A 22,513-nucleotide genomic window follows, 5' to 3' on the forward strand; every position below is an offset into this window, starting at 1 on the left:
AGTGTAGCTTTCTTCTTTAAAAGTATGCAAAAATAAATTGTTTTTTTAATGTTATACTTCTTCTACTGCATCATCAAGTGTGAATGTACTGATAGCATGTTTATAAATAAGATGTTGCTTTCCTTGTGTTAATAAACAAACCAAATTGTCATCATAATCTTCGATAATACCTTTCATTTGAAAACCATTCACTAAAAATACGATAACTTTCGTTTGATCAGCCTTAAATTGTCCTAGGAATTTATCTTGGATGTTTTCTGTTGTATTCATGTTATGTTCTCCTTTTCTTTATTTGGACTGAAACTTCATCTAACATCAATGAAAGTGACATTATCTCTCTATCTAACCATACTACGTCGAGCTTGTTTTTGAACCAAGTCATTTGTCTTTTAGCATAATTTCTAGAATGCTTTTTCAATTTATTTGTTGCTTCGGCTAGACTAGCCTCATTTTTAATTACAGGTAACATCTCTTTATATCCGATAGCTTGCATACTTTGACAAGTCTCAAAACCATCTTCAACGAGTTGTTTCACTTCATTTAGTAATCCGCGTTCCAACATTATATCTACACGTTTATTAATTCTTTGATATAAAGTTTCGCGTGACATTTCTATCCCTATTAATAATGTATCATAATTTTCTGTATATTGTTGATTTTTCTTGCGTGAACTTAAAAGTTTTTTTGTTTTTAAATAATATTCAATCGCTCTACGTACCCTTTTACGATTATTTGGATGAATAGTATCAGCTGAATCTTTATCTATCGAAACTAAATAATCATGCAATGCTTCATTTGATAATGAATCTAATTCATTTAGCGTATGGTCTACTTTAATTTGTTGCGCTTCAGATATCGTTTCATCTTCGAAAGCATAATTATAAATTAATGATTGGATATACAAACCTGTACCGCCTACGATGATGGGCATATGACCTCTAGCCGTAATTTCATCTATTAAATTTTGCGCTCTATTTTTAAAATCATACGCAGAAAATGTTTCATCAGGTTCAAGAATATCTATCATATGATGTGGAATATCCGCCATCTCTTTTCTATTTATTTTTGCTGTTCCAATATCCATATGTTTATAGACTTGCATAGAATCTCCGCTAATAATTTCACCATTAAATCTTTTAGCCAATTCGATGCTTAATTCTGTTTTACCAACAGCTGTTGGACCAACTAATGCAATTATAAAAGGTTTATCGCTCTGCACTTATATCAACTCTCTTTATGCTTTGTCTACTCTGTTATATTTTTTTAAAATTTGTCTTTCTATCCAATCATACATATGTTGCCACGTAGTCGTAGCATCTTTTTCAAATAATACTTCATGTCTTTTATTTTTGTATAAATGTACTGTAATATGATGAATTTTACCCTTTTTATATAGTTTTCCTAAATGTCTAATCCCTTTTCCATAATTGCCTATCGCATCATCTTTTCCAGAAATTAGTAAAATAGGAAGATCTGACTTCATTTTTTTTATGTTTTTTAATTTGCTTGTCTGTAACATATACTTTACTGTTTCAAAAATCAGTTGATTTGAGACTAAAAATCCAGTAAAAGGGTCTTTTTCAAATTTTTCAACTTCTTGGTCATCGCTGGATAACCAATCATTTTTCGATTTGTTGTTTTCTATATTTTTATTGAAAGTTTTATACATTATTTGGTTTAACCATTTCAAACGACGTCTTTTACCAGTTATTAAAGTGATAAGTTTTAAAATTATTTGTACGCATTTCCCTAAAAACTTAGGGTATTGCATTGTTCCTGATAGAATCATGCCTTGTGCAACATCTGGATATTTTTGGGTGAAAATTCTAGCAATAATAGAACCCATTGAATGCCCCAATATAATATATGGCGTATGCACAGTATCTGAATACAACGTCTGTGCAATTTCAAAAGTATCATCTGCCACTTGCTCCATACTATCAATGTGACCACGTTCATATGATGCTATATCTTTACCATGCCCTCTATGGTTGTGTCGTAGTACATCATATCCTTGTTGGTTTAATGAATCAATAAGTGCATCATATCGATCCATATGTTCTGCCATGCCATGAAGTAAGTGTATCACACCAATCGTGTCTTTTTTCGCCTTATTCAATTTCACTTCTAAAGTCGTTCCATCTGCAACAGTGATTTTAAACTCATTTCCACTCATGTTTTACCCCCAAATCACGTTTCATTTCATTCATCATACATTATACAATATACCTTCAAAATACACTGTTTTCAAATACAATGCTATTCGGCTTATCACTTGTTACAGCGCTATTATTGATAAAATTAAATGCAAAACCTCATTAAAAATATAAAAACCCCTCCAAAGTCTACATTTTTTAATGTCTACTTTGAAGGGAAAGAACTATTGTTCAAAATTTAAATCTACTAACTCATTATTGGATAAAGATCAAATGTTAGATTCGGACAATATTTAATTTATTCTTTAACTGCAGGTTGATTATTACCTGTTTGTGCTTCATCAATTGCAGTTTGAAGTTCTTTTGTAAACAAGTCTTTTTGAATATCTGTGTAACCTAGTAATTCAGCCATTACATCAATAACTTGATCTTTATAATTGAGAACGTCATCTATTTTGAAATAAAGTTTACCAGTACGACGAATAAAGAAATCTGTTGGACGATGAACCATTTCGTTTTGAATAGAATAAATCAATTCTGTATAAATATCTAATGGTAAACCAGATTCTTGATATTGTGCTGTTTGAGCAATTTTGAATAATTCTTCTACATTTGAACCATATTTCGTTGCAAAATGACGTGCTGTCGCATCATCTATTTGATAAGCTTTAGCATCTTCAACTTTTTTATCAATAAATTGATCAAAGTTTGCACTACCACCAACATCTCCACCAGAAATTGGTAAGTGTTTTGTAGCACATTTATCAAATTTCAAACCGTATTCTGATTTTAAGCGTTTAGATAAAAGGTCTACAATTTCTAATGCCATATGACGATAACCAGTTAATTTACCACCAGCAATTGTAAGTAGGCCTGATTTACCTTCCCAAACTTCATCTTTACGAGATATTTCTGATGGGTCTTTACCTTCTTCTAAAATTAATGGTCTTACGCCAGCCCATGATGACTCAATATCTTCATCAGCTACATTTACATCTGGGAACATATAGTTGATCGCATCAATTAAGTAATCTCTGTCTTCTTGTGTAGCTAATGGTGATGTTTTATCGTTATCGTAAAATGTATCTGTTGTACCTACATATGCTTTACCTTCACGAGGGATCGCAAAAATCATACGTCCATCTTTTTCAGTATCAAAGTATACTGCTTGTCCTAATGGGAATTTTGATTGATCAATAACAATATGAACACCTTTTGTTAAACGTAATTGTTTGTTATTACGTGCATAATCACCACTACGTACTTCATCTACCCATGGGCCACTTGCATTGATTACTTTTTTAGCCTTAATTGGATAAGTCTCACCAGAAATTTGGTCTTCTGCATGAATACCGTTGACCTTTTCATTTGAATCATATGTGAAATGTACTGATTTCGTATGATTGATTACTGTGGCACCTTTTTCAGCTGCACGTTTCATGACTTCAATTGTTAAACGCGCATCATCTGTACGATATTCAACATAAGATCCGCCACCTTTTAAGCCTGATTTTTTAACAAGTGGCTCTTTCGCTAACGTTTCTTTAGCATTTAACATTGTTTTACGTTCTGATTTTTTAACGCCTGCTAGTCTATCATACATTGCTAAGCCAATAGATGTAGTAAATTTACCCATAGAACCACCTTTATGCATTGGCAATAGCATACGTTCAGGTGTCGTTACATGAGGCCCATTTTCATATACAATTGCACGTTCACGTCCAGTTTCTGCTACAACGCCAACTTGCAATTGTTTCAAGTAACGCAAACCACCATGCACTAATTTTGTTGAACGTGAACTTGTACCTTGTGCAAAGTCTTGCATTTCTACTAACGCGACTTTCATACCTCTTTGTGTTGCATCTAATGCAATACCTGCACCAGTAATACCTCCACCGATAATGACAACATCAAAAGTATCATTTTTTAAATCTTGCTTAATCTGTTCTCTTTTCAAAGTTGATAAACTCATAAAATCTAGCGCCTCCTAGTAGTAATAAAAAAAGAGAGACCTATCCCATACATATATAATTGTACGAACAGTGTCTCTCAATTCTCATCTCGATAATATTAACTTACCCTTATTATAGCATAAGAAACTTAGATAAGTCTAATTCTTTTATTCTTCGTCTAGCTTAAAGACTTGAGTGGCCTCTACAGCTTTTTTCCAGCCTTTGTATAATTTATTTCTTTCTTTTTCTTCCATATCTGGATTAAATTCTTTTTCAAGTTTCCAACGGTTAGCAATTTCATCTTTACTATCCCAGAAACCTACAGCTAAACCAGCTAAATAAGCGGCACCTAAAGCTGTTGTTTCGTTAATTTCTGGACGTTCCACACTCACGTTTAATAGGTCTGATTGGAATTGCATAATAAAATTATTTTTAACAGCACCACCGTCGACACGTAGGTTATTTACTGTAATATCAGAATCTTTTTCCATTGCTTCAAGCACATCACGTGTTTGATAACACAATGATTCTAATGTAGCACGAATAAAGTGTTCTTTTTCAGTACCACGCGTTAAACCAAAGATTGCTCCACGTGCATCAGCATCCCAATATGGTGTTCCTAAACCTACGAATGCTGGCACAACATAAACACCTTCCGTAGATTCTACACGTTCCGCGTAATTTTCTGATTGTGGTGCAGAATTAATCATTCTCAATCCATCTCTCAACCATTGAATAGCTGATCCTGAAACAAAGATAGAACCTTCAAGTGCATAGTTAACTTTTCCGTCTAGTCCATAGGCAATTGTTGTTAATAATCCACTTTCAGATGCTACAGCTTCTTCACCAGTGTTCATCAGCATAAAGCCACCAGTACCGTAAGTGTTTTTTACATCTCCACGTTCAAAGCATGCTTGACCAAATAATGCTGCCTGTTGGTCACCTGCAATACCAGCAATTGGAATTTCTTGTCCGAAGAAATGATAATCAATGGTATTTGCATAAACTTCACTAGATTCTTTAACCTCAGGTAACATAGTATTTGGAATTTCTAATATATCCAATAATTCTTGGTCCCATTCTAAATCATGGATATTATAAATCAACGTACGGCTTGCATTCGTATAATCTGTAATATGTGCTTTACCACCAGATAATTTCCACACTAGCCAAGAATCAATAGTACCGAATAATAAATCTCCATTATCAGCTTTCTCTCTAGCACCTTCCACATTATCTAGAATCCATTTAACTTTTGTTCCAGCAAAATATGGATCTAGTAAAAGACCTGTTTTTTCTCTAAATTTATCTTCTAAACCTTGTTCCTTTAATTCTTGACAGATGCCTTGAGTTTGACGAGATTGCCAAACAATCGCATGATACACTGGTCTTGATGTTTTCTTATCCCATACTACCGTAGTTTCACGTTGGTTTGTAATACCAATACCAGCTATTTGATCTGCACCGATGTTTTCTTCATTTAAAACTTCCGCCATAACAGCTAAAACTGACGTCCAAATTTCATTGGCATCATGTTCTACCCAGCCTGATTTTGGAAAATATTGTTTGAATTCACGCTGTGCAACTCCTTTAATTTTTCCATCTTGATCAAATAGAATTGCTCTCGAACTCGTAGTGCCTTGGTCGATTGACAAAATATATTTTTCCATAATGATTAGCTCCCTCTTCAAATGTTCGTAATACGAATTACATATGTAATTCACATTGATATATATATTTCTCTGTACCCAATTTTTATTAGTTCACTCAACTAATAATTTTATATTAATACAATGACAATAATATCTAGTTATATTTTAACGTAAATACACTTAAATTAAACGTAATTAATATATAGTTTCTATACCTTTAGCATTTTTCGCTTTATTTAACGTTACGCCTAAAATAAGTGTGATAATTAATAATACGATAGCAACTACCGACATTGTATCAAATGCACCTTTGTAAAATAATCTGTAAATCACTGCACCAATCATACCACCAGTTACAGGTCCTAACACAGGTACAATTGCATATGACCAATTAGAATCACCTTTACCTGCGATTGGTAAAATCGCATGTGCAATACGTGGACCTAAATCACGAGCTGGGTTAATTGCATAACCTGTTGGCCCACCTAGACTTAATCCAATTGCAACGATTAAACTACCGACAATTAATGGATTTAAACCATCAGCAATTTTGTTCATACCAATGAATAAAAGCCCCATTGTTAAAATACCTGTACCAATAATTTCACTCATGAAGTTTGCAAAATAGTTTTTAATGGCAGGTGCTGTAGAAAATACAGCTAATTTTGTGCCTTGATCTTCTGTGGCTTTCCATTGTGCTAAATACATTAACCAAACTAATGCACCACCAACGATACCACCTAGAATTTGACAGATAATATAGCCTGGCACCATAGCCCAACTAATGGCACCATCCATGGCAAATGCTAAAGTAACTGCAGGATTTAAATGTGCACCTGAAATATTACCTACCGCATACACTCCCATAGTAACTGCTAATCCCCAACCTGTAGCAATAACAATCCAATCTGCGCCATTCCCATTACTTCTTTTTAAGTTGACGTTTGCAACAACGCCTCCCCCAAATAGTATAAGTATTGCTGTTCCCAAAAATTCAGCAAAATATTCACTCATAAAGACTCCTCCTAAAATAAGACAGGGAGACCCCTACAATTATATCCAGTTGTGAACCACCGGTTTAATTACTGTAGAAATCTCCCATCTCTGTTCTAAATATTAACTTGTGTACATCTTACACCGTTGTTGTAAGCGTTGTCAAATACTTTGTAAAAAAGTTGTCACAACTCAAGTTGACATCACACTATTTTCATCAATACTAAATTGACTAGTCAATGGGTCAATTTGTGCCGTTAACCCATAAGGAATCGCATGTTTGGGCTCATTATGACCAAATGATAAATTATAAAAAACTACCATTTTAGGATTATTGCTTTTTTTAATTATTTTTAATATCTCTTTTTTATAATTTTCATAATATACATTATTAAATGGCTTACCAAAAATCATACCATTCAGGTGATTTAAAATCCCTTGCTTCAGCAATTCCTCTAAATATTTAGCAAACATATCAGGTGTAGGTGTGTCTTCTGAGGTTTCTAAAAATAATATTGCACCATTAAATGCTTCAATTTCAGGAAATATTGATGTATGCATTAAATCAACAAAAGTTTCTAGATTTCCACCTAAAAGGTGTCCGCTCACTTTTTTATTTCCATTTAATATTTCGTATCCTTTTTGTTCTATTTTAGCTCTACATGTATATTTGTTTTGCTTATTCCATTTTAATCCATACGGTCTCATATAAAATGCTGGTTCTATTTTTCCTATTTTATTTGTATTAAACCAACACTTGTTAATATTCTCCACTGTATATGTATCCATTGCTATATTTTCTGCAAAGTCAGTAAGTAATGCCTGACCATAAAAACTAACTATTCCCATTTTATAAAACATCAAATGTACTGTTGTTGTATCTGAATAACCACTGAATATTTTAGGGTTGTTTGCAATTGCTTGGAAATCTACATAAGGTAAAATACGTATCGCATCTTCTCCGCCAATACAACTAATAATAGCTTTAACTTCTTGATCTTTTACTGCTTCATTTAAATCTTTAGCTCTACATTCTGGATGATTGTGAATAAACGCTACACCTTTTAAGGCATTTGGCATTACTTTGACTTTTAAGCCAAATTCATTTTCCAAACGTTGAATGCCTTGTCGAGTTCGCCATAACATATTACTTTCACCTGCTAAACCAGAAGAAAGAGACACAATTGCTACTGTGTCTCCTACTTTCAATTGCTTTGGTTTTATCATTGTCGTCATCCCCTTATACTCGTTCACAATGATTGATTACAAATAAATGAATCAATAATATGGAAATAGTTAAATTTTTATCATTTTAGTGACAATACATGATTCGATTACCATAGTGATCGGTCACTAGTTGTAATATATTTTGCACCATTTGAAACTGCAACATCTACTTCTTCTTTGCTATTTATGAGCCCACCTGCAATTACTGCAGTATTCGTTTCTTCGTTAATGATACGTATTGCTTTAGTAGCAATACCAGGTAAAACTTCCACAAAATCTGGTTCTACACGCTTAATCAATTCGATACTCCTAGATAGTGCATGACTATCTAATACAAACACTCTGAACACGGTTGTAGTATTTAATGATTTTGCTTTATTAATTACTTTTGTCTTAGTTGAAACGATGCCTTTAGGATGATAATTTTGAATGATATATTCACAAGCAAATTCATCATGGCTCATACCTTTGATTAAATCGATATGCATGTATGTTTCAATCTTATTCTTGTTTAATAGACCCATAATACTTTTAACATGTCCGATATGCGCATCTAACATGACACATGCCTTGTAATCGGTCATCGTTAATTTTTCTAAATCTTTCATTGAGCGAACTGCAGGCAAAATATGCGGTTTCAACATGAATTCCTCCTTAGACAATACGTTTAAATAGGCGTTCTAATTCATAATTTGAGAAATTAATAATAATGGGTCTACCGTGTGGACAGGTAAATGGGTCTTCAGTGTCTCTCAATTGATTAACTAAATCTGCCATCTCGTTATTTTTTAGATAGTGGTTAGCCTTGATTGATTTTTTACAGCTCATCATAATCGCAGCTTCTTCACGAATTTTTCTCACGTCAACTTTTTTATGTTCTAATACATATTCGATCATATCCTTGATGATTTCTTCAGCTTCTTCTTTAGGAAACCATACTGGATAGCTATCTACAATGTAATCATGTCCACCAAATGGTTCTAAATGCACGCCTACTTTATCTAATTCATCTTTATATTGATTAATTATCATTAATTCATCTTTTGAAAAATGGAAAGTTAATGGAATCAATAAATTTTGACTTTCATTTACAACATCACCAATTTTTTCTCTGAAATATTCATACTTTATTCTTTCTTGAGCTGCGTGTTGATCAATCATAAACATACCATTTTCATTTTGAGCGATGATGTAAGTGCCATGCACTTGTCCAACAATTTCCATATAAGGTATTCTACGTGTTGGCGAAGCACTCACGCGTCCTTTAATATCTTCTTCACCATTGTCTTGTAAAATGTTATCCGCGGTTGATACTTCGTTATCAGTAGAATCACTACTTGTCGTTTCTAAATCATAAAGCAAATCATTTTGTATTTTCTTATAATCATCATAATCATTTTGTGACTCTTGAATGCCGCTTCGTTCATTATCCGGTTGATTTATATAGGATGTTGAATTGTCTGCACTTGCGTTATTTGCATTATTCACGTTTGGTTCACTTGATTGCTCAACATTTTGCTCAAGGTTATTTTGTTGTTGCCGTTTTTCGAAGTCCATTTTCTGTTGCTCAAATTGGTCTAATACCTTGTTTTTCTTCGTCATTTTATCCATATCATTTTGAGGAATTAAAATACGATCTTTAAATGCTTCACGAATTTTTGTCACAATTAATTCAAAAAGCTGGTCTTCTTTTGATAACCTTACCTCTAGTTTGGTTGGGTGCACATTAACATCTACCAATATCGGATCCATTTCAATGTTGATATAGCATATTGGATAACGACCGACCATTAATAAAGTATGATAGCCCTCTAAAATTGCTTTATTTAATAAGAAGTTTTTAATATATCTGCCATTAATAAAGATAGAAATATAATGCTTATTACTTCTAGAATGTTCTGGCTTTGCAAAATAAGCATCTAAATGATAATCACTTGTATCACCCGTTACATGAACTAGATCTTTTGCAATTTTCATACCATAAATTTCTGCCATGACTTCATTTGTTCTACCTGATCCATTTGTTTTTAATATTGTTTTACCATCAGAAACTAGTGAAATACGAATATCAGGATGACTCATAGCCATACGGTTCACGATATCTGTAATCTTTCCAAGTTCTGTATAGAGACTTTTAATATATTTTAAACGTGCTGGCGTATTATAAAACAATGACTCTACCAAAATATCTGTGCCTCTTTTTGCTTTAGCTGGTTTTCGATTTAAAACTTCCCCATTTTCCACATAAATTTCTTGGCCTTCTTGATTATCTGTACATGTTTTCAATGTCACCTTAGAAACTGAAGAAATACTAGCTAAAGCCTCACCGCGAAATCCTAATGTGCGAATATGGAACAAATCATCATCTGCATCTAATTTACTTGTTGCATGGCGATGGAATACTAAGTCTAAATCATCGATTTCTATACCAGTACCATTGTCAACCACACGTATAGAAGCGACTCCTGATTGTTCAACCTCTATGTTTATTTCTGTCGCTTGAGCATCAATTGCATTTTCTAATAATTCTTTCACAACCGATCCAGGTCTTTCTACTACTTCGCCGGCTGCTATTTTATTTGCTAAAGATGTCTGTAATTCTTTTATTTTACCCATTGAATGACCTCACCTCTATTTTAACTGTTTTTGTAATTCACTAAGTTTTACTAGAGCTTCTATCGGTGTCATATTCGATAAATTTAATTGCTTAATTTCAGTCTCTACTTCACTTTGTACCGCAGGATAATCAAACAAATCAAAAGCTGCTTGTTCAAATTGGTGGCTACTTTGTGCTTGCTTGTCATCGTTATAGCTGTGCTCGTTTTCAGATACAAATGATTTTTCTATCGACGGTGCTTCCACGCCTGATTTAACAACGCTAATTTGTTCATTTGTCGCTTGTCCATGATTATTATTTTGTTCAAATGCATCTAGAATCACTTGTGCACGTGATATAACTGCTTCTGGTAAATGTGCTAACTTCGCAACTTGGATACCATAACTATCATCGACAGCCCCGTCTTTAACTTTGTGTAAGAAGATAAGCTCACCTTTGTATTCATTTGCTGCAACATGAACATTTTTCAACGAAGGCAACGACTGATCTAATGTTGTTAACTCGTGATAATGTGTAGAGAATAATGTCTTAGCATGAGAAGTATGTGCCACGAATTCAATCATTGCTTGTGCCAATGCTAATCCATCATAAGTAGAGGTTCCCCTACCTATTTCATCAAAAATAATCAAACTATTTTCTGTAGCGTTAGCGAGTGCTTTTTGTGCTTCCAACATCTCAACCATAAATGTACTTTTACCAGAAACTAAATCATCTGCAGCTCCAATTCTTGTAAATATTTGATCGAAAACTGGTAATACAGCTGTTTCACACGGCACATAAGCACCCATTTGTGCCATAATGCTTATGATTGCAACTTGCCTCATATAAGTAGATTTCCCAGACATATTAGGTCCAGTGATTAAATAGATAAACGTATCTTGATCTAAATTACAATCATTTGGCACATAGTCGTTGTGATCCATAACGCGTTCTACAACAGGATGTCTCGAATTTGTTAATTTAAGTGTTTTGTCTTCGCTAAATGCAGGTCTTGCATAATTATATTTTTGTGCTATCTCGGCAAAACTTTGCAAACAATCTAATTCAGAAATAACTTTTGCTTGTTTTTGTAAGCGTTCTGTATATGTCTTTATTTGTTCACGTAATTCAACAAATAATTGATATTCTAATTCAATCGCTTTATCTTCAGCGCCTAATATAATGTCTTCTTTTTCTTTTAATTCATCCGTAATAAACCGTTCTGCATTTGATAAGGTTTGTTTACGATGATAACCGTATGCAGAAGGGTCAAAACCTTGCAAGTTGGCTCTTGTAATTTCAATAAAGTATCCAAACACTTTGTTAAAGCTAATCTTCAGTGATTTAATACCAGTGCGTTGACGCTCCTTAGTCTGAAGTTCAGCCAACCAAGATTTACCATTCTTCGATGCTTCTAAATATTCATCTAGCTCCTGATTAAATCCTTTTTTGAATAATCCACCTTCTTTAACAGATATTGGCGGTTCTTCTTTCAAACTATTTTCTAATAATGCTAACAGTTCATCTAAAGGTTCAAGAGCTTTAAATTGCTCAGTAGTTTCTGTATCTAAACGATCTAATAATTGCTTAATATTGGGTATTTCAGAAATTGAATGTTTGAGTTGAATTAGATCTCTAGCATTTACATTACCATAACTCACTCGACCAACTAAGCGCTCGATATCATATACTTGATTAAGATGTTCTCTCAATGTATCTCTCTCTATAAAAAAGTCTATAAATTGCTCAACTGTATCTAGACGTGATTCAATTTGATTTTTGTGGATTAACGGTCTATCAATCCATTGTTTTAATCTTCTTGCACCCATAGGGGTCTTAGTTTCATCCATCAACCATAGCAATGTCCCTTTTTTACTTTTCAGACGAATACTTTCTGTCAATTCTAAATTTCTTTTTGCATAAAAGTCCATTTTCATAAAATCTACTGCTTCATATTTAACAACAGTTTCTATATGAGATAGATCTCGTTTTTGCGTATGAAAAATATAATCAAGTAATAACTGAGTCGCATTGTATAAAGATTGTTCATTACTAGTATTTACTGCATAATGTGCATCTGATATTTCATTCAATACTGTAATCGTTTCAGTTGTTAAACTTATTTGACGTTTTAGTTCTTCATCAATATGCTCATTTACCACGATTTCATTTGGATTAATGGTTGTTATTTCATTTATTAATGTAGCTTGATCGTTAAAGGAAGTTACTTTTAGTTCTCCCGTAGACACATCACAATAACTTAATGCATAACAGTCATTTATTTGTACAAAGCTCAAAATATAATTATTTTGTTTTTCATCTACGCCACCTTGATCCATAACCGTACCTGGCGTAACGATTCTAACAACTTCACGTTTCACCATTCCTTTTGTCTGTCTAGGATCTTCCATTTGCTCACAAATAGCTACTTTATATCCATTATTAATTAATGTTTCAATATAGCCATCTGCTGAGTGGTAAGGTACCCCACACATAGGAATAGGATTTTCTTTTTTAGCATCACGCTTTGTTAATGTAATCTCTAGAACTCTAGAAGCTTCTTTCGCATCTTCAAAAAACATTTCATAAAAGTCGCCTAATCTAAAAAATAATAAACAATCTTGATATTGTGATTTTATTTTTAAATACTGTTGCATCATTGGCGTTTGGTTAGTCATTTAATCTTTCACAATCCTTCTATTAGTTTCTTACTGTTATTTACAATACATTAAATAAACTATTATTTATGTATGTTATATCATTAAATCAGATGGTTGCTCACTTGTTTAACTGATTGCTATTTTTACTTTATAACTAGTTTCTATTCTTATATTATTTCGTACTTTTAAACCATATTTCGATATTTTTATTGTCCATTTAACTCTTAAATTTTAACATAACTTTAGTTTTTACGCTTATGCTTACAAATTAGGATTGATGTAAAATGTTGTCGTTTAACTACTTGATGAATGATATTTATAAAATAAAAAAGATTAAGCTTCATTTGCACATACAATTAGTTAATTACAAATCCACATTATAATTAAATCATTGATATGATAAAAGCAATGAAACTTAACCTTTTCATATTTATAAGAATCGTTTTAAGATGCCTTTTCTTTTCATAACCATTAAAATAACATAACTAATCATTGCACCAATCACACTTGAAGCAATAAAAGCTATCATTAAAGGCTTGACAGCAAAGTTAGCAAAACCTAATACCCAGGCTAATGGTATACACATAATACTACCAATGATGCCTGTACCTATAACTTCACCGATTGCTGCCATAAAAATATGCTTGCGATAAAAGTAAAAACCACTTGCTAATAATACACCTACCATACTTCCAGGAAATGCAAAGAAACTACCGGTACCAAACACCATTCTTAACAGCGAAGAAATAAACGCTTGTGCCAGACCAAACCAAGGCCCCACAAATACCGCACATATCACATTGATTAAATGTTGTATAGGCGCCGCTTTGATAGGCCCAAGTGGTATAACAACAATGCTACTTAACACTACATTTATTGCAATCAATATCGCAGTCAGTGTTAATTTTCTTGTTTTCATATTGCTCATTTCCTTTCTACATATGGATTATGTATTAATCTTTATCTTGTTGAATTTCATTTAAACGGTTTGACATCGTACTAATCATCATTTGCAATAAGTCATTTGCCTCTGCTTGTGATTCTCTAAATTCTTCAACAATAGGTATAATATTGAGGTTTTGCTCGATATCTTGAATTTTATCTTCAGACTGACGCAGTGCCTGCTGTTTACCATAATTTTGTAAATTAACAGACTGTTTCTGCGTTTTTTTCAAGTCTTTCATACGTGTTTCAATATTTTTATTTTGATGAATTTGCTGTTCAATCGCTTGATATTCTTTAACAGTGTCTAATGATTGAATACGTTGACTGAGTTTATCTGCCTCTGCCAATATTTCATCTTTTTCATACATTATTGTGTCACCACTGCTTTTTCACTAACGCCTAAAAACGTACCATTCAATGAAAACTGTTTAGCTTCATCAACTTTTACATCAACAATCTTTCCAATCATTTCTTTAGGTGCTTTAAAATTAACTAGTTTATTTTTATTCGTATAACCTGCAAGTACAGTATCATCTTTCTTACTAGCACCTTCACAAAGAACTTGTACTGTTTGGCCTTCATATTGTGCCATAGCTTGTTCAGAATAATAGGCTACTTTTTTATTTAACTGTTGTAATCTTGACTTTTTTTCCTCTAATGGTACATTATCTTTCATTTTAGCTGCTGGCGTGCCATCTCTTTGAGAATAAATATACGTATATGCATGTTCAAATGCTACTTCATCATATAAAGTCAATGTTTCTTCAAATTGTTCTGCTGTTTCATTTGGATAGCCTACGATAATATCTGTTGTTAAAGCAACATCAGGTATTTTTGACTTAATACGATTGACTAAATCTAGATAGCTTTCTCTCGTATATTTACGTCCCATAATTTTAAGAACAGCATTATTTCCTGATTGTACGGGCAAATGCACATGTGGAACGATGTTTCCACCGTTAGCAATCACTTCTATCATACGATCGGTGAAATCCCATGGGTGACTCGTAGTGAAACGTACTCTAGGAATATCTATTTTCGAAATATCTTCTAGCAAGTCGCCAAGTCCATATTCTAATCCATCAATATCTTTACCATATGAATTAACATTTTGACCTAATAGTGTAACTTCTTGATATCCTTGACGAGCTAAATCTCTAACTTCGTCTATAATATCTTGTGGTCTTCTACTTCGCTCTTTACCTCGTGTAAATGGCACAATACAGTATGTACAGAATTTGTCACAACCATACATGATATTAACCCATGCTTTTATATTACCTTTTCTGACTTTAGGTAAATTTTCAATTACATCGCCTTCTTTAGACCAAACTTCTACCACCATTGCTTTTGAGAGATAAGCTTCTTCGAGTATTTCAGGCAGTCTGTGTATATTATGCGTACCAAAAATCATATCCACATTTTGATATGATTTTAATATTTTATTCACGACTGATTCTTCTTGAGACATACAACCGCAAACACCAATAACTGTTTCAGGTTTTTCTTTTTTCAAGTGTTTTAAATTGCCAATCTCGCTAAACACTTTATTCTCTGCATTTTCACGAATTGCACAAGTGTTAATTAAAATAACATCCGCTTCATCGATTTCTTCTGTTGGCTGATAACCTAAAGCACTTAAAATACCTGCCATTACTTCTGTATCATGTGCATTCATTTGGCAACCATATGTTTTTATTAAAAATGTTTTACCTTTACCCATACCACGATATTTTTCATCGATTTGAAAATCACGGTTATAATGTACTTCTTCTTTACCACGTTTACGTGCTTCTTTTAAACTTGGTGGTTGGTATACATGCTCAAAATACTTACTATAATCTTTTGTCTTCTTATCGCGCTCGGCCAAAACATCTATAGAAGTTTGCTTTCTTTGTTCTTCATTCACGCTAACAAAACCCTTTCTATATCATAAAAACTATGAACAAACGCATTAAAATAGATCTTATCTCGCTGTTTTACAATCGAGTCGTTCAAAGTTCTATAACTTTATCTATAATCATTATTTCATTATATTAAATTTAGCAATAAAGTGCAAAAGTCATCTACAATAATGAATGTTGATTTCAAAAGTACATTTTACAATAAAAACCATCTTGATTAAATATACTTTGTCAAATAACAAACATTTTTAATAAAATAATGATACAAAAATAAGGCACTTACGTATCATTTAATAACATTTATTAAATAAACGATGTACCTTATAGTTACGACTTTAATTTTAATTTTACAATATCATAATGCAATACCTTACTATCAAGAAAACTACTTAGATTTCATCATATTTTCCAGTTAATGTTTCAATCGTTATACCTTCTGGAACATGATAAAATTTCACTTGACTGATAGTACTTGGTATTTCTAGTTCTACCATTCGCTCATTTAACTTTTGGATTAATATCAAACATTCATTCATCTCACCTTGTACAGTTGTTTCTAAAGGTCCAACGCGATATTCCAAACCAGAATCATCGATCACTTGAATTGCTTCATCTACGTAAAGTATAACATCTTCACCATTAGCAGTTTTAGGAATAATTTGTACACTCATTAAAGTATCATTCATACTTGTTCAACCCCTTAAATTTTACTTACCTTCAGTTTACCAAAACATTAACTAAAGGTATAGAAATCGAAAGCTTTGTTTATTTATTGATAGGTTTCGTTTATAAGTGACATCATCATATTTTTAGCAACGTTACCACCATTTGAAGCCGCATCGATTAATTGGCTAGGAAAATTGTCCTTAGTCTCTCCAGTTACATATAATCCATTAATATTTGTTTCTCCATATGGTGATGATTTGATTTTGCCCTGTTCATCACGTTCTAACAATATATTATTTAGAAAATTGAATTCGGTATCCCACCCCATTTGTGTAAATGCACCTTCTATTTTTATGACACTATCATCTTCTAATTCGACTCCTTTTAATTGTCCCTGCTCTCCTAATAGTTTTTTGATCGTTGTTGAACAGACCTCAATATGATGTTGTTCTAAAAATTTAATTGCCTCTGGCTCTAACGTTTCAATACCATTAGTAAATACAGTGATTTTTTTCGAAAAATTTCTCAATAATTTAACAATGTGTATTACATCTTTATCAGAGTAAAATACGCCTAATTGAGTATGTTTCATTTCAAAGCCATCACACCAAGGACAATAAAATACCGTTTTACCGTAAAAGGATTCAATATTATTTATTTTAGGTAAATGTTCTCTAACACCTGTAGCAACAAGTATTTGCTTGGCTGTATAGGATTTTGATGCTGTTGATACTTTAAATCCGGATTCAATTTGTATAATATCTACGACCCTTGCATTCACTATGGATACATCTTTGTATTTGGAGACATCTTCTATAGCTTGTTGTTTAAATTTTTGTGGCGAAATACCATCTTGCGTTAAATAACCATGTGATAATTGAGTAACTTTATTTCGTGGTTTATCTTCATCAATGACTAATGTATGCATCATTCCTCTACCAAAATTCAATGCAGCGCTCATACCTGCTGGGCCACCGCCTATGACAATTACTTCATATTCCATCATTCCACTCCTTTTAATTACACGTCTATTAAAGACTTTTAATATCTATAATAGTTTTAAAAAAGTGTATAGAAATAGTTTATGCTTTGCTATTTCTATACTATAAAATTATTTAACTACAGGTTTTAGCAGACTCGATAGTTTCTTTTGCTTCAAAGTTGTTACCAAAGTTGTTTCAGCATCTTCCATTATAGCTTTGATAGGGCAGCCTTCATCATGATTAAAAGTGTCTTCTAATAAACTTTGCTCCCCATCTATCGTAACAATGACTTCATAGATAGATACTGAATCCCATCCATTCTTTAATTGATATCCGCCTTTAGCACCACTACTAGCAGAAATGATATTACGCTTAACTAAACGTGTCATTACTTTTGATAAATAAGTTGTAGAAACACCTAAAACTGATGCTAAGTCTTGTACAGGAATCTTTTTTTGATCACCTTGATTATTAATCATAAATAACAGTGCATGTAAAGCATAATCAGTCGCTTTTGAAAATTTCATAAATTTATCATCTTCCTATTATAGATATAATAAATCTATAATAACTTATTTGTTTTTCTTTTTCAATATTACACTAAATTTTTAGTAGCATTAATAATTGCATCTGCAAAATCATACATAAACTGAGCCCAGTTACTACTGTTCTCTCTACTTTTTTTATTATAACGTTCATTTTCAAACAATTTCTTTCTTATTCCTGAGGTTAACTCGAGTTGGACACCTTTCTCAGTTTTACAGCAATTTACAATATTGTCATCATGCGCACCAGACATATGTGACGGGGCTTGTCTGACAATTATCCCTAATTTTTCAAATTCTGCCGTCATCTCATCCATTAATTGCTCATCCTTACCACCCATATAAACAATTTCATCTTCACCTTTACAGCCATGTATCGCGATGGCATATTGATTATTTGCAATCATTTTCATTAATTTAGGTTCATCATAATGTCTGGACGTCACATGTAATTCTGCATTACCTTTTGTTCTAATTGCTTTAAACGTAAAGTAGTCAAAACCACCTTTTTCAGCTGTTAATTCCGCCAATTCGGTAGTAGCAGGTTCTATTGCTCCGCCATGAATTGCAGTTATGATAACATTGCTATTTCGGTCAATTGAATTAATAATCCAATCCGTATTTTCCTCCGTTAGCTGCATTAATTCCGTCATAGATTTAAATCGATCAGCCATTGATTATCCCCCTCTATTTTATATGTACACTTTTTGTATACCACATTTTAGCGTCCATTATTTTAAATCACTGTTAAGTTTTTGATAATTTATTAACTCAATATTTACAGTTAACTATTGCTGATTATTGATTGCTTTAATCATTGCTTTTGAAAACGCTTCTAAATAGGTTGACCAGTTCGAACGATTTTCTCGGTCATTTAAATTAAATTTTTTATTAACAAAACAATGCTTCCTAAAGTTAACAGTCAATTCTAACTGTACCCCCATACCTTTTTGACCACAATTCACAAAGTTATCCTGTTGTTTACCAGAAATATGAGAAGGTGCATCCTTTGTAACGATTCCTGTTTCATTTAACGTTTTTTTTATCCGCGTAATTAGTGCTTTATCTCTACCACCGATATACACTTCATTTTTCTTACCCATGCAACCATGTATAGATATAACTTGAGCATGTTCAGTCACAATCTTTTGTAATTTTGGCTCATCAAAATGAATTGAAGTTACATGAAGTTCATTGTTTTTATTTTTTCTTACACCTTTAAAACTATAAAAACTATAATTACCTGTTTCACTTAAATGTTGTGCAACTTCAGTAGTTCCTCTTTCTATAGCACCGCCATGGACAGCAGTAATAAGTACTGGTGAATCTCTTTCACACGTTTGAATTTCCCAATCTTTATCTTCATTTGTGTAAGTTAATAATTCCGTCATTGTTTCAAAGTAATCAACCATATCTCTCTAACCTTCCATTTTTCGTATATAAATATAAAACTAGCTGATTCACAAATATAAAACAATGATTTTTTCTATGAAAATCATCTTTTGTGATCAGCTAGTTATTTTACGCTATTGATTCTTATTTAAGTAGATAAACGCTTATACAAACTGCTTTGTTAAGTCTTTAAATTGTTGTTCATCAAGGTGAATATCTTTATTGGCTAATGCTGTACCTTCTATTTCTTCAATTTGAGATTCATAAGAAGGTGTTTCCGTGTCTTGATATACAATGCCTTTAAGTAATGAATTATACTCTAAAACCTTTTGAGTAGCTTTTTGTTTGTCGGTCGCATCAAAATCTTCAATTTCATCAATACTTGTAAGATTTTCTTTAAACCAATCATAAGTGTTGACTTTATTATATGTTACACATGGAGAGAATACGTTAACAAATGAAAAACCGTCATGGTTAATTGCATCTTCCAACATTTTAGTTAATCCTTTAATATCACTAGAAAAACCTTGTGCAACAAATGTAGCACCTGAAGACAACGCAAGTTCTAATGGCGCAACATTTTTTTCAATATTACCTTTAGGCGTAGATTTAGTCACAAACCCTTGTGCTGATGAAGGTGATGTTTGTCCTTTAGTTAAACCATAGATTTGGTTATCCATCACTATATATGTCATGTTCATATTTCTACGCAACGCATGGATCGTATGTCCCATACCAATCGCATACCCATCACCATCACCACCAGAGGCAATTACGGTCAAGTCTTTATTAGCCATTTTCACGCCTTGTGCTAATGGTAATGAACGACCATGGATCCCATGTACACCGTATGAATTAACATAACCTGATAAGCGGCCTGAACACCCGATACCAGTTATAATTGCAACTTCTTCAGGTTCTAGCCCAACATTTGCAGCTGCTTTTTGAATAGCTGCTTGAACAGAGAAATCTCCACAACCTGGGCACCAATTGGGCTTCACATTATTTCTAAAATCTTTAAATGTTGCCACTTATACCAACTCCTTTAAATTTTTGGCAATTTCTAATCCTTTGGCTTCTATTTCATTTGGTAAGAATGGCGTACCATCATATTTCGTTTGATTAATTAATTTATCTCCAACGTTCACATTCATTTTTAATATATTAGAAAGTTGTCCTTGATAGTTATGTTCCACAACGACAACTTTTGAAGCTTTATCAACCGCTTCTTGTATCGTTTTGCTTGGGAAAGGATGTAGTTGTCTGATTTGTAAATGATTAACCTTCAATCCTTGTTGCTCTAACCTTTCTTTACCTTCTTGAATCGCACCTTTAGTAGAGATGAAACCTAAATAAAGTATGTCTGCTTCATCATGGACTGCATTATTTTCTACAGGTTGATTGATCAATAGATGTTCTGTTTTTCGCATCCGTTTATCCATTTGCTGTTGTCTGTTATCAGCTGCTTCACTTGTCTTACCTTCTTCATTATGTTCCACACCTGTGACATGGTGGATGCCCCCTTTAACTCCAGGGATTGGTCTTGGAGAGACCCCACTTTCAGTCAACGCATATCGTTTGAAGTATGTTTTATCATCTTCATCTCTTTCTATATCTGATTGAATCGTTTCTCCTCGGTTTATTTCAATTTTATTATAATCTAATGATTCTACAGTTTGTTTACCTAATGACAATTGTAAATCACTTAAAATAATGACCGGGCATTGATACATTTCAGCAAGATTGAAAGCTTCTATCGTAAGGTAAAATGCATCTTCAGCATCTGTTGGTGCTACAACTATTTTAGGTATATCGCCATGCGTACCGTAGATCATTTGCATAAGGTCTGATTGTTCTTGCTTGGTAGGCAATCCAGTGGACGGACCGCCGCGTTGTGTATTGATTACAACAAATGGCGTTTCCGTCATACCAGAAAGGCCAATTGCTTCCATCATGAGTGAAAGACCAGGACCAGCGCTCGCTGTAAATGCACGTACACCAGCATAGTTAGAGCCTATTGCCATATTTGCCGCAGCGATTTCATCTTCAGTTTGTACAACAGTACCCCCAACTTTGGGTAAATTTTCAATCATATATTCCATGATTTCAGATGCTGGTGTAATAGGATAAGCTGCCATAAATCGAGAACCAGCTGACAACGCACCTAGACCTATCGCATCGTTACCAATCATATATAGATGTGGTGTGCCTTCTGTTTTTTCTAAAACAAAATCACCATCAATATGACTTAATTGTTCGTTCATTAAACGGTAACCTTCATTCAATGCTTCAATATTCATTTCTACAACTTTATCACCTTTTTTAGTAAACATATTGGTGATAAGTGTCTCAAAATCTGAAATGTCTAAGTTCATTACTGCACATGTCGCTCCAACCGCGACCATATTTTTCATTAAAGTAGTGCCTAATTCTTTCGCAGTGGCAGTAAAAGGTAGCGCAACCAATTGTGCGTCACAATGTTCAGGTTTTTCTGGTTTAGCTTTACTATCAGCAATAATCACACTGTCTTTACGCATCTCATGGTGGTTCACTTCAATTGTTTCTTGATCAAATGCGATTAATATATCTAAATCATCACTAATTGCATGTACTGGTGATGTTGATACTCTAATTTTATTATTTGTATGACCGCCTTTGATTCTACTTGAAAAATGACGATACCCATATAAGTAGTATCCTTTACGGTTCATAGCAGTGGCAAAGATTTCACCTGTTGATTCGATACCTTCCCCTTGTTGTCCGCCCACTTTCCATGATACTTGAGATTTCATATCATCTAGCCTCCTAGTGGTTATAATAATTCATATTTCATCATACCAAA

The 22,513-nt window shown here is 33.1% G+C and carries 20 protein-coding genes; all 20 read right to left on the bottom strand.

Going from position 1 to position 22,513, the window contains the following annotated elements:
* Positions 1-51: 51 nt before the first annotated feature.
* Complete coding sequence (gene hfq / locus KA814_RS06085) at positions 52-270, bottom strand: RNA chaperone Hfq (RefSeq protein WP_046208590.1); 219 nt, start codon at positions 268-270, stop codon at positions 52-54.
* A 1-nt stretch (position 271) separates the two neighbouring features.
* Positions 272-1,219, bottom strand: coding sequence for a tRNA (adenosine(37)-N6)-dimethylallyltransferase MiaA (miaA, locus tag KA814_RS06090; protein WP_064209014.1), 948 nt, complete (start codon positions 1,217-1,219; stop codon positions 272-274).
* A gap of 15 nt (positions 1,220-1,234) precedes the next feature.
* Positions 1,235-2,176, bottom strand: a complete 942-nt coding sequence (locus tag KA814_RS06095) for an alpha/beta hydrolase (protein WP_046208592.1) — start codon at positions 2,174-2,176, stop codon at positions 1,235-1,237.
* A gap of 278 nt (positions 2,177-2,454) precedes the next feature.
* Entirely contained in the window at positions 2,455-4,128 is a 1,674-nt protein-coding gene (locus tag KA814_RS06100; RefSeq protein WP_064209015.1) for a glycerol-3-phosphate dehydrogenase/oxidase, read from the bottom strand.
* A 147-nt stretch (positions 4,129-4,275) separates the two neighbouring features.
* Positions 4,276-5,778, bottom strand: coding sequence for a glycerol kinase GlpK (gene glpK / locus KA814_RS06105; protein WP_046208594.1), 1,503 nt, complete (start codon positions 5,776-5,778; stop codon positions 4,276-4,278).
* 177 nt (positions 5,779-5,955) lie between these two features.
* Positions 5,956-6,774: an MIP/aquaporin family protein gene (locus tag KA814_RS06110; protein WP_064209016.1), complete on the bottom strand. Its 819-nt coding sequence runs from the start codon at positions 6,772-6,774 to the stop codon at positions 5,956-5,958.
* A gap of 171 nt (positions 6,775-6,945) precedes the next feature.
* A complete protein-coding gene (locus tag KA814_RS06115) occupies positions 6,946-7,980 on the bottom strand; it encodes a S66 family peptidase (protein ID WP_064209017.1) in 1,035 nt (344 codons plus the stop codon).
* A gap of 107 nt (positions 7,981-8,087) precedes the next feature.
* Positions 8,088-8,621, bottom strand: a complete 534-nt coding sequence (locus tag KA814_RS06120) for a glycerol-3-phosphate responsive antiterminator (protein WP_046208731.1) — start codon at positions 8,619-8,621, stop codon at positions 8,088-8,090.
* A 13-nt stretch (positions 8,622-8,634) separates the two neighbouring features.
* Positions 8,635-10,596, bottom strand: a complete 1,962-nt coding sequence (gene mutL, locus KA814_RS06125; RefSeq protein WP_046208597.1) for a DNA mismatch repair endonuclease MutL — start codon at positions 10,594-10,596, stop codon at positions 8,635-8,637.
* Positions 10,597-10,611: 15 nt separating this feature from the next.
* Entirely contained in the window at positions 10,612-13,254 is a 2,643-nt protein-coding gene (gene mutS / locus KA814_RS06130; protein WP_064209018.1) for a DNA mismatch repair protein MutS, read from the bottom strand.
* Positions 13,255-13,666: 412 nt separating this feature from the next.
* Positions 13,667-14,155, bottom strand: coding sequence for an energy coupling factor transporter S component ThiW (gene thiW / locus KA814_RS06135; protein WP_046208599.1), 489 nt, complete (start codon positions 14,153-14,155; stop codon positions 13,667-13,669).
* Between the two features lie 34 nt (positions 14,156-14,189).
* Positions 14,190-14,549 carry a YlbF/YmcA family competence regulator gene (locus KA814_RS06140; RefSeq protein ID WP_046208600.1) on the bottom strand — a complete coding sequence of 120 codons (360 nt, stop codon included), beginning with the start codon at positions 14,547-14,549 and terminating at the stop codon, positions 14,190-14,192.
* Positions 14,549-16,090, bottom strand: coding sequence for a tRNA (N6-isopentenyl adenosine(37)-C2)-methylthiotransferase MiaB (gene miaB / locus KA814_RS06145; protein WP_064209019.1), 1,542 nt, complete (start codon positions 16,088-16,090; stop codon positions 14,549-14,551). The genes KA814_RS06140 and miaB overlap by 1 nt, the downstream gene beginning before the upstream one ends.
* Before the next feature lie 384 nt (positions 16,091-16,474).
* A complete protein-coding gene (locus tag KA814_RS06150) occupies positions 16,475-16,771 on the bottom strand; it encodes a thiamine-binding protein (RefSeq protein WP_064209020.1) in 297 nt (98 codons plus the stop codon).
* An 83-nt stretch (positions 16,772-16,854) separates the two neighbouring features.
* Positions 16,855-17,754: an NAD(P)/FAD-dependent oxidoreductase gene (locus tag KA814_RS06155; RefSeq protein WP_064209021.1), complete on the bottom strand. Its 900-nt coding sequence runs from the start codon at positions 17,752-17,754 to the stop codon at positions 16,855-16,857.
* 108 nt (positions 17,755-17,862) lie between these two features.
* Complete coding sequence (locus tag KA814_RS06160; protein WP_064209022.1) at positions 17,863-18,261, bottom strand: RrF2 family transcriptional regulator; 399 nt, start codon at positions 18,259-18,261, stop codon at positions 17,863-17,865.
* A 68-nt stretch (positions 18,262-18,329) separates the two neighbouring features.
* Entirely contained in the window at positions 18,330-18,953 is a 624-nt protein-coding gene (locus tag KA814_RS06165) for a poly-gamma-glutamate hydrolase family protein (RefSeq protein WP_046208605.1), read from the bottom strand.
* Between the two features lie 114 nt (positions 18,954-19,067).
* The gene (locus KA814_RS06170) at positions 19,068-19,691 is read right to left on the bottom strand and encodes a poly-gamma-glutamate hydrolase family protein (RefSeq protein WP_064209023.1); all 624 of its coding nucleotides are present in this window, start codon (positions 19,689-19,691) and stop codon (positions 19,068-19,070) included.
* Positions 19,692-19,835: 144 nt separating this feature from the next.
* Entirely contained in the window at positions 19,836-20,702 is an 867-nt protein-coding gene (locus KA814_RS06175; protein ID WP_064209024.1) for a 2-oxoacid:ferredoxin oxidoreductase subunit beta, read from the bottom strand.
* Positions 20,703-22,463 carry a 2-oxoacid:acceptor oxidoreductase subunit alpha gene (locus KA814_RS06180; protein ID WP_046208608.1) on the bottom strand — a complete coding sequence of 587 codons (1,761 nt, stop codon included), beginning with the start codon at positions 22,461-22,463 and terminating at the stop codon, positions 20,703-20,705. It abuts the gene before it with no gap.
* Between the last annotated feature and the right edge of the window lie 50 nt (positions 22,464-22,513).

It is taken from the genome of Staphylococcus sp. GDY8P196P, from assembly GCF_017891705.1.
Classification (GTDB): Bacteria; Bacillota; Bacilli; order Staphylococcales; family Staphylococcaceae; genus Staphylococcus; species Staphylococcus ureilyticus.

What these genes read in the sequence shown, in the direction of transcription:
- KA814_RS06160 (WP_064209022.1), bottom strand. Translation starts at nt 18,261, where the DNA reads ATGAAATTTTCAAAAGCGACTGATTATGCTTTACATGCACTGTTATTT.
- mutL (WP_046208597.1), bottom strand. Translation starts at nt 10,596, where the DNA reads ATGGGTAAAATAAAAGAATTACAGACATCTTTAGCAAATAAAATAGCA.
- KA814_RS06095 (WP_046208592.1), bottom strand. Translation starts at nt 2,176, where the DNA reads ATGAGTGGAAATGAGTTTAAAATCACTGTTGCAGATGGAACGACTTTA.
- thiW (WP_046208599.1), bottom strand. Translation starts at nt 14,155, where the DNA reads ATGAAAACAAGAAAATTAACACTGACTGCGATATTGATTGCAATAAAT.
- KA814_RS06180 (WP_046208608.1), bottom strand. Translation starts at nt 22,463, where the DNA reads ATGAAATCTCAAGTATCATGGAAAGTGGGCGGACAACAAGGGGAAGGT.
- KA814_RS06140 (WP_046208600.1), bottom strand. Translation starts at nt 14,549, where the DNA reads ATGTATGAAAAAGATGAAATATTGGCAGAGGCAGATAAACTCAGTCAA.
- KA814_RS06110 (WP_064209016.1), bottom strand. Translation starts at nt 6,774, where the DNA reads ATGAGTGAATATTTTGCTGAATTTTTGGGAACAGCAATACTTATACTA.
- KA814_RS06100 (WP_064209015.1), bottom strand. Translation starts at nt 4,128, where the DNA reads ATGAGTTTATCAACTTTGAAAAGAGAACAGATTAAGCAAGATTTAAAA.
- glpK (WP_046208594.1), bottom strand. Translation starts at nt 5,778, where the DNA reads ATGGAAAAATATATTTTGTCAATCGACCAAGGCACTACGAGTTCGAGA.
- KA814_RS06170 (WP_064209023.1), bottom strand. Translation starts at nt 19,691, where the DNA reads ATGGTTGATTACTTTGAAACAATGACGGAATTATTAACTTACACAAAT.
- KA814_RS06165 (WP_046208605.1), bottom strand. Translation starts at nt 18,953, where the DNA reads ATGGCTGATCGATTTAAATCTATGACGGAATTAATGCAGCTAACGGAG.
- mutS (WP_064209018.1), bottom strand. Translation starts at nt 13,254, where the DNA reads ATGACTAACCAAACGCCAATGATGCAACAGTATTTAAAAATAAAATCA.
- KA814_RS06150 (WP_064209020.1), bottom strand. Translation starts at nt 16,771, where the DNA reads ATGAATGATACTTTAATGAGTGTACAAATTATTCCTAAAACTGCTAAT.
- KA814_RS06155 (WP_064209021.1), bottom strand. Translation starts at nt 17,754, where the DNA reads ATGGAATATGAAGTAATTGTCATAGGCGGTGGCCCAGCAGGTATGAGC.
- hfq (WP_046208590.1), bottom strand. Translation starts at nt 270, where the DNA reads ATGAATACAACAGAAAACATCCAAGATAAATTCCTAGGACAATTTAAG.
- KA814_RS06115 (WP_064209017.1), bottom strand. Translation starts at nt 7,980, where the DNA reads ATGATAAAACCAAAGCAATTGAAAGTAGGAGACACAGTAGCAATTGTG.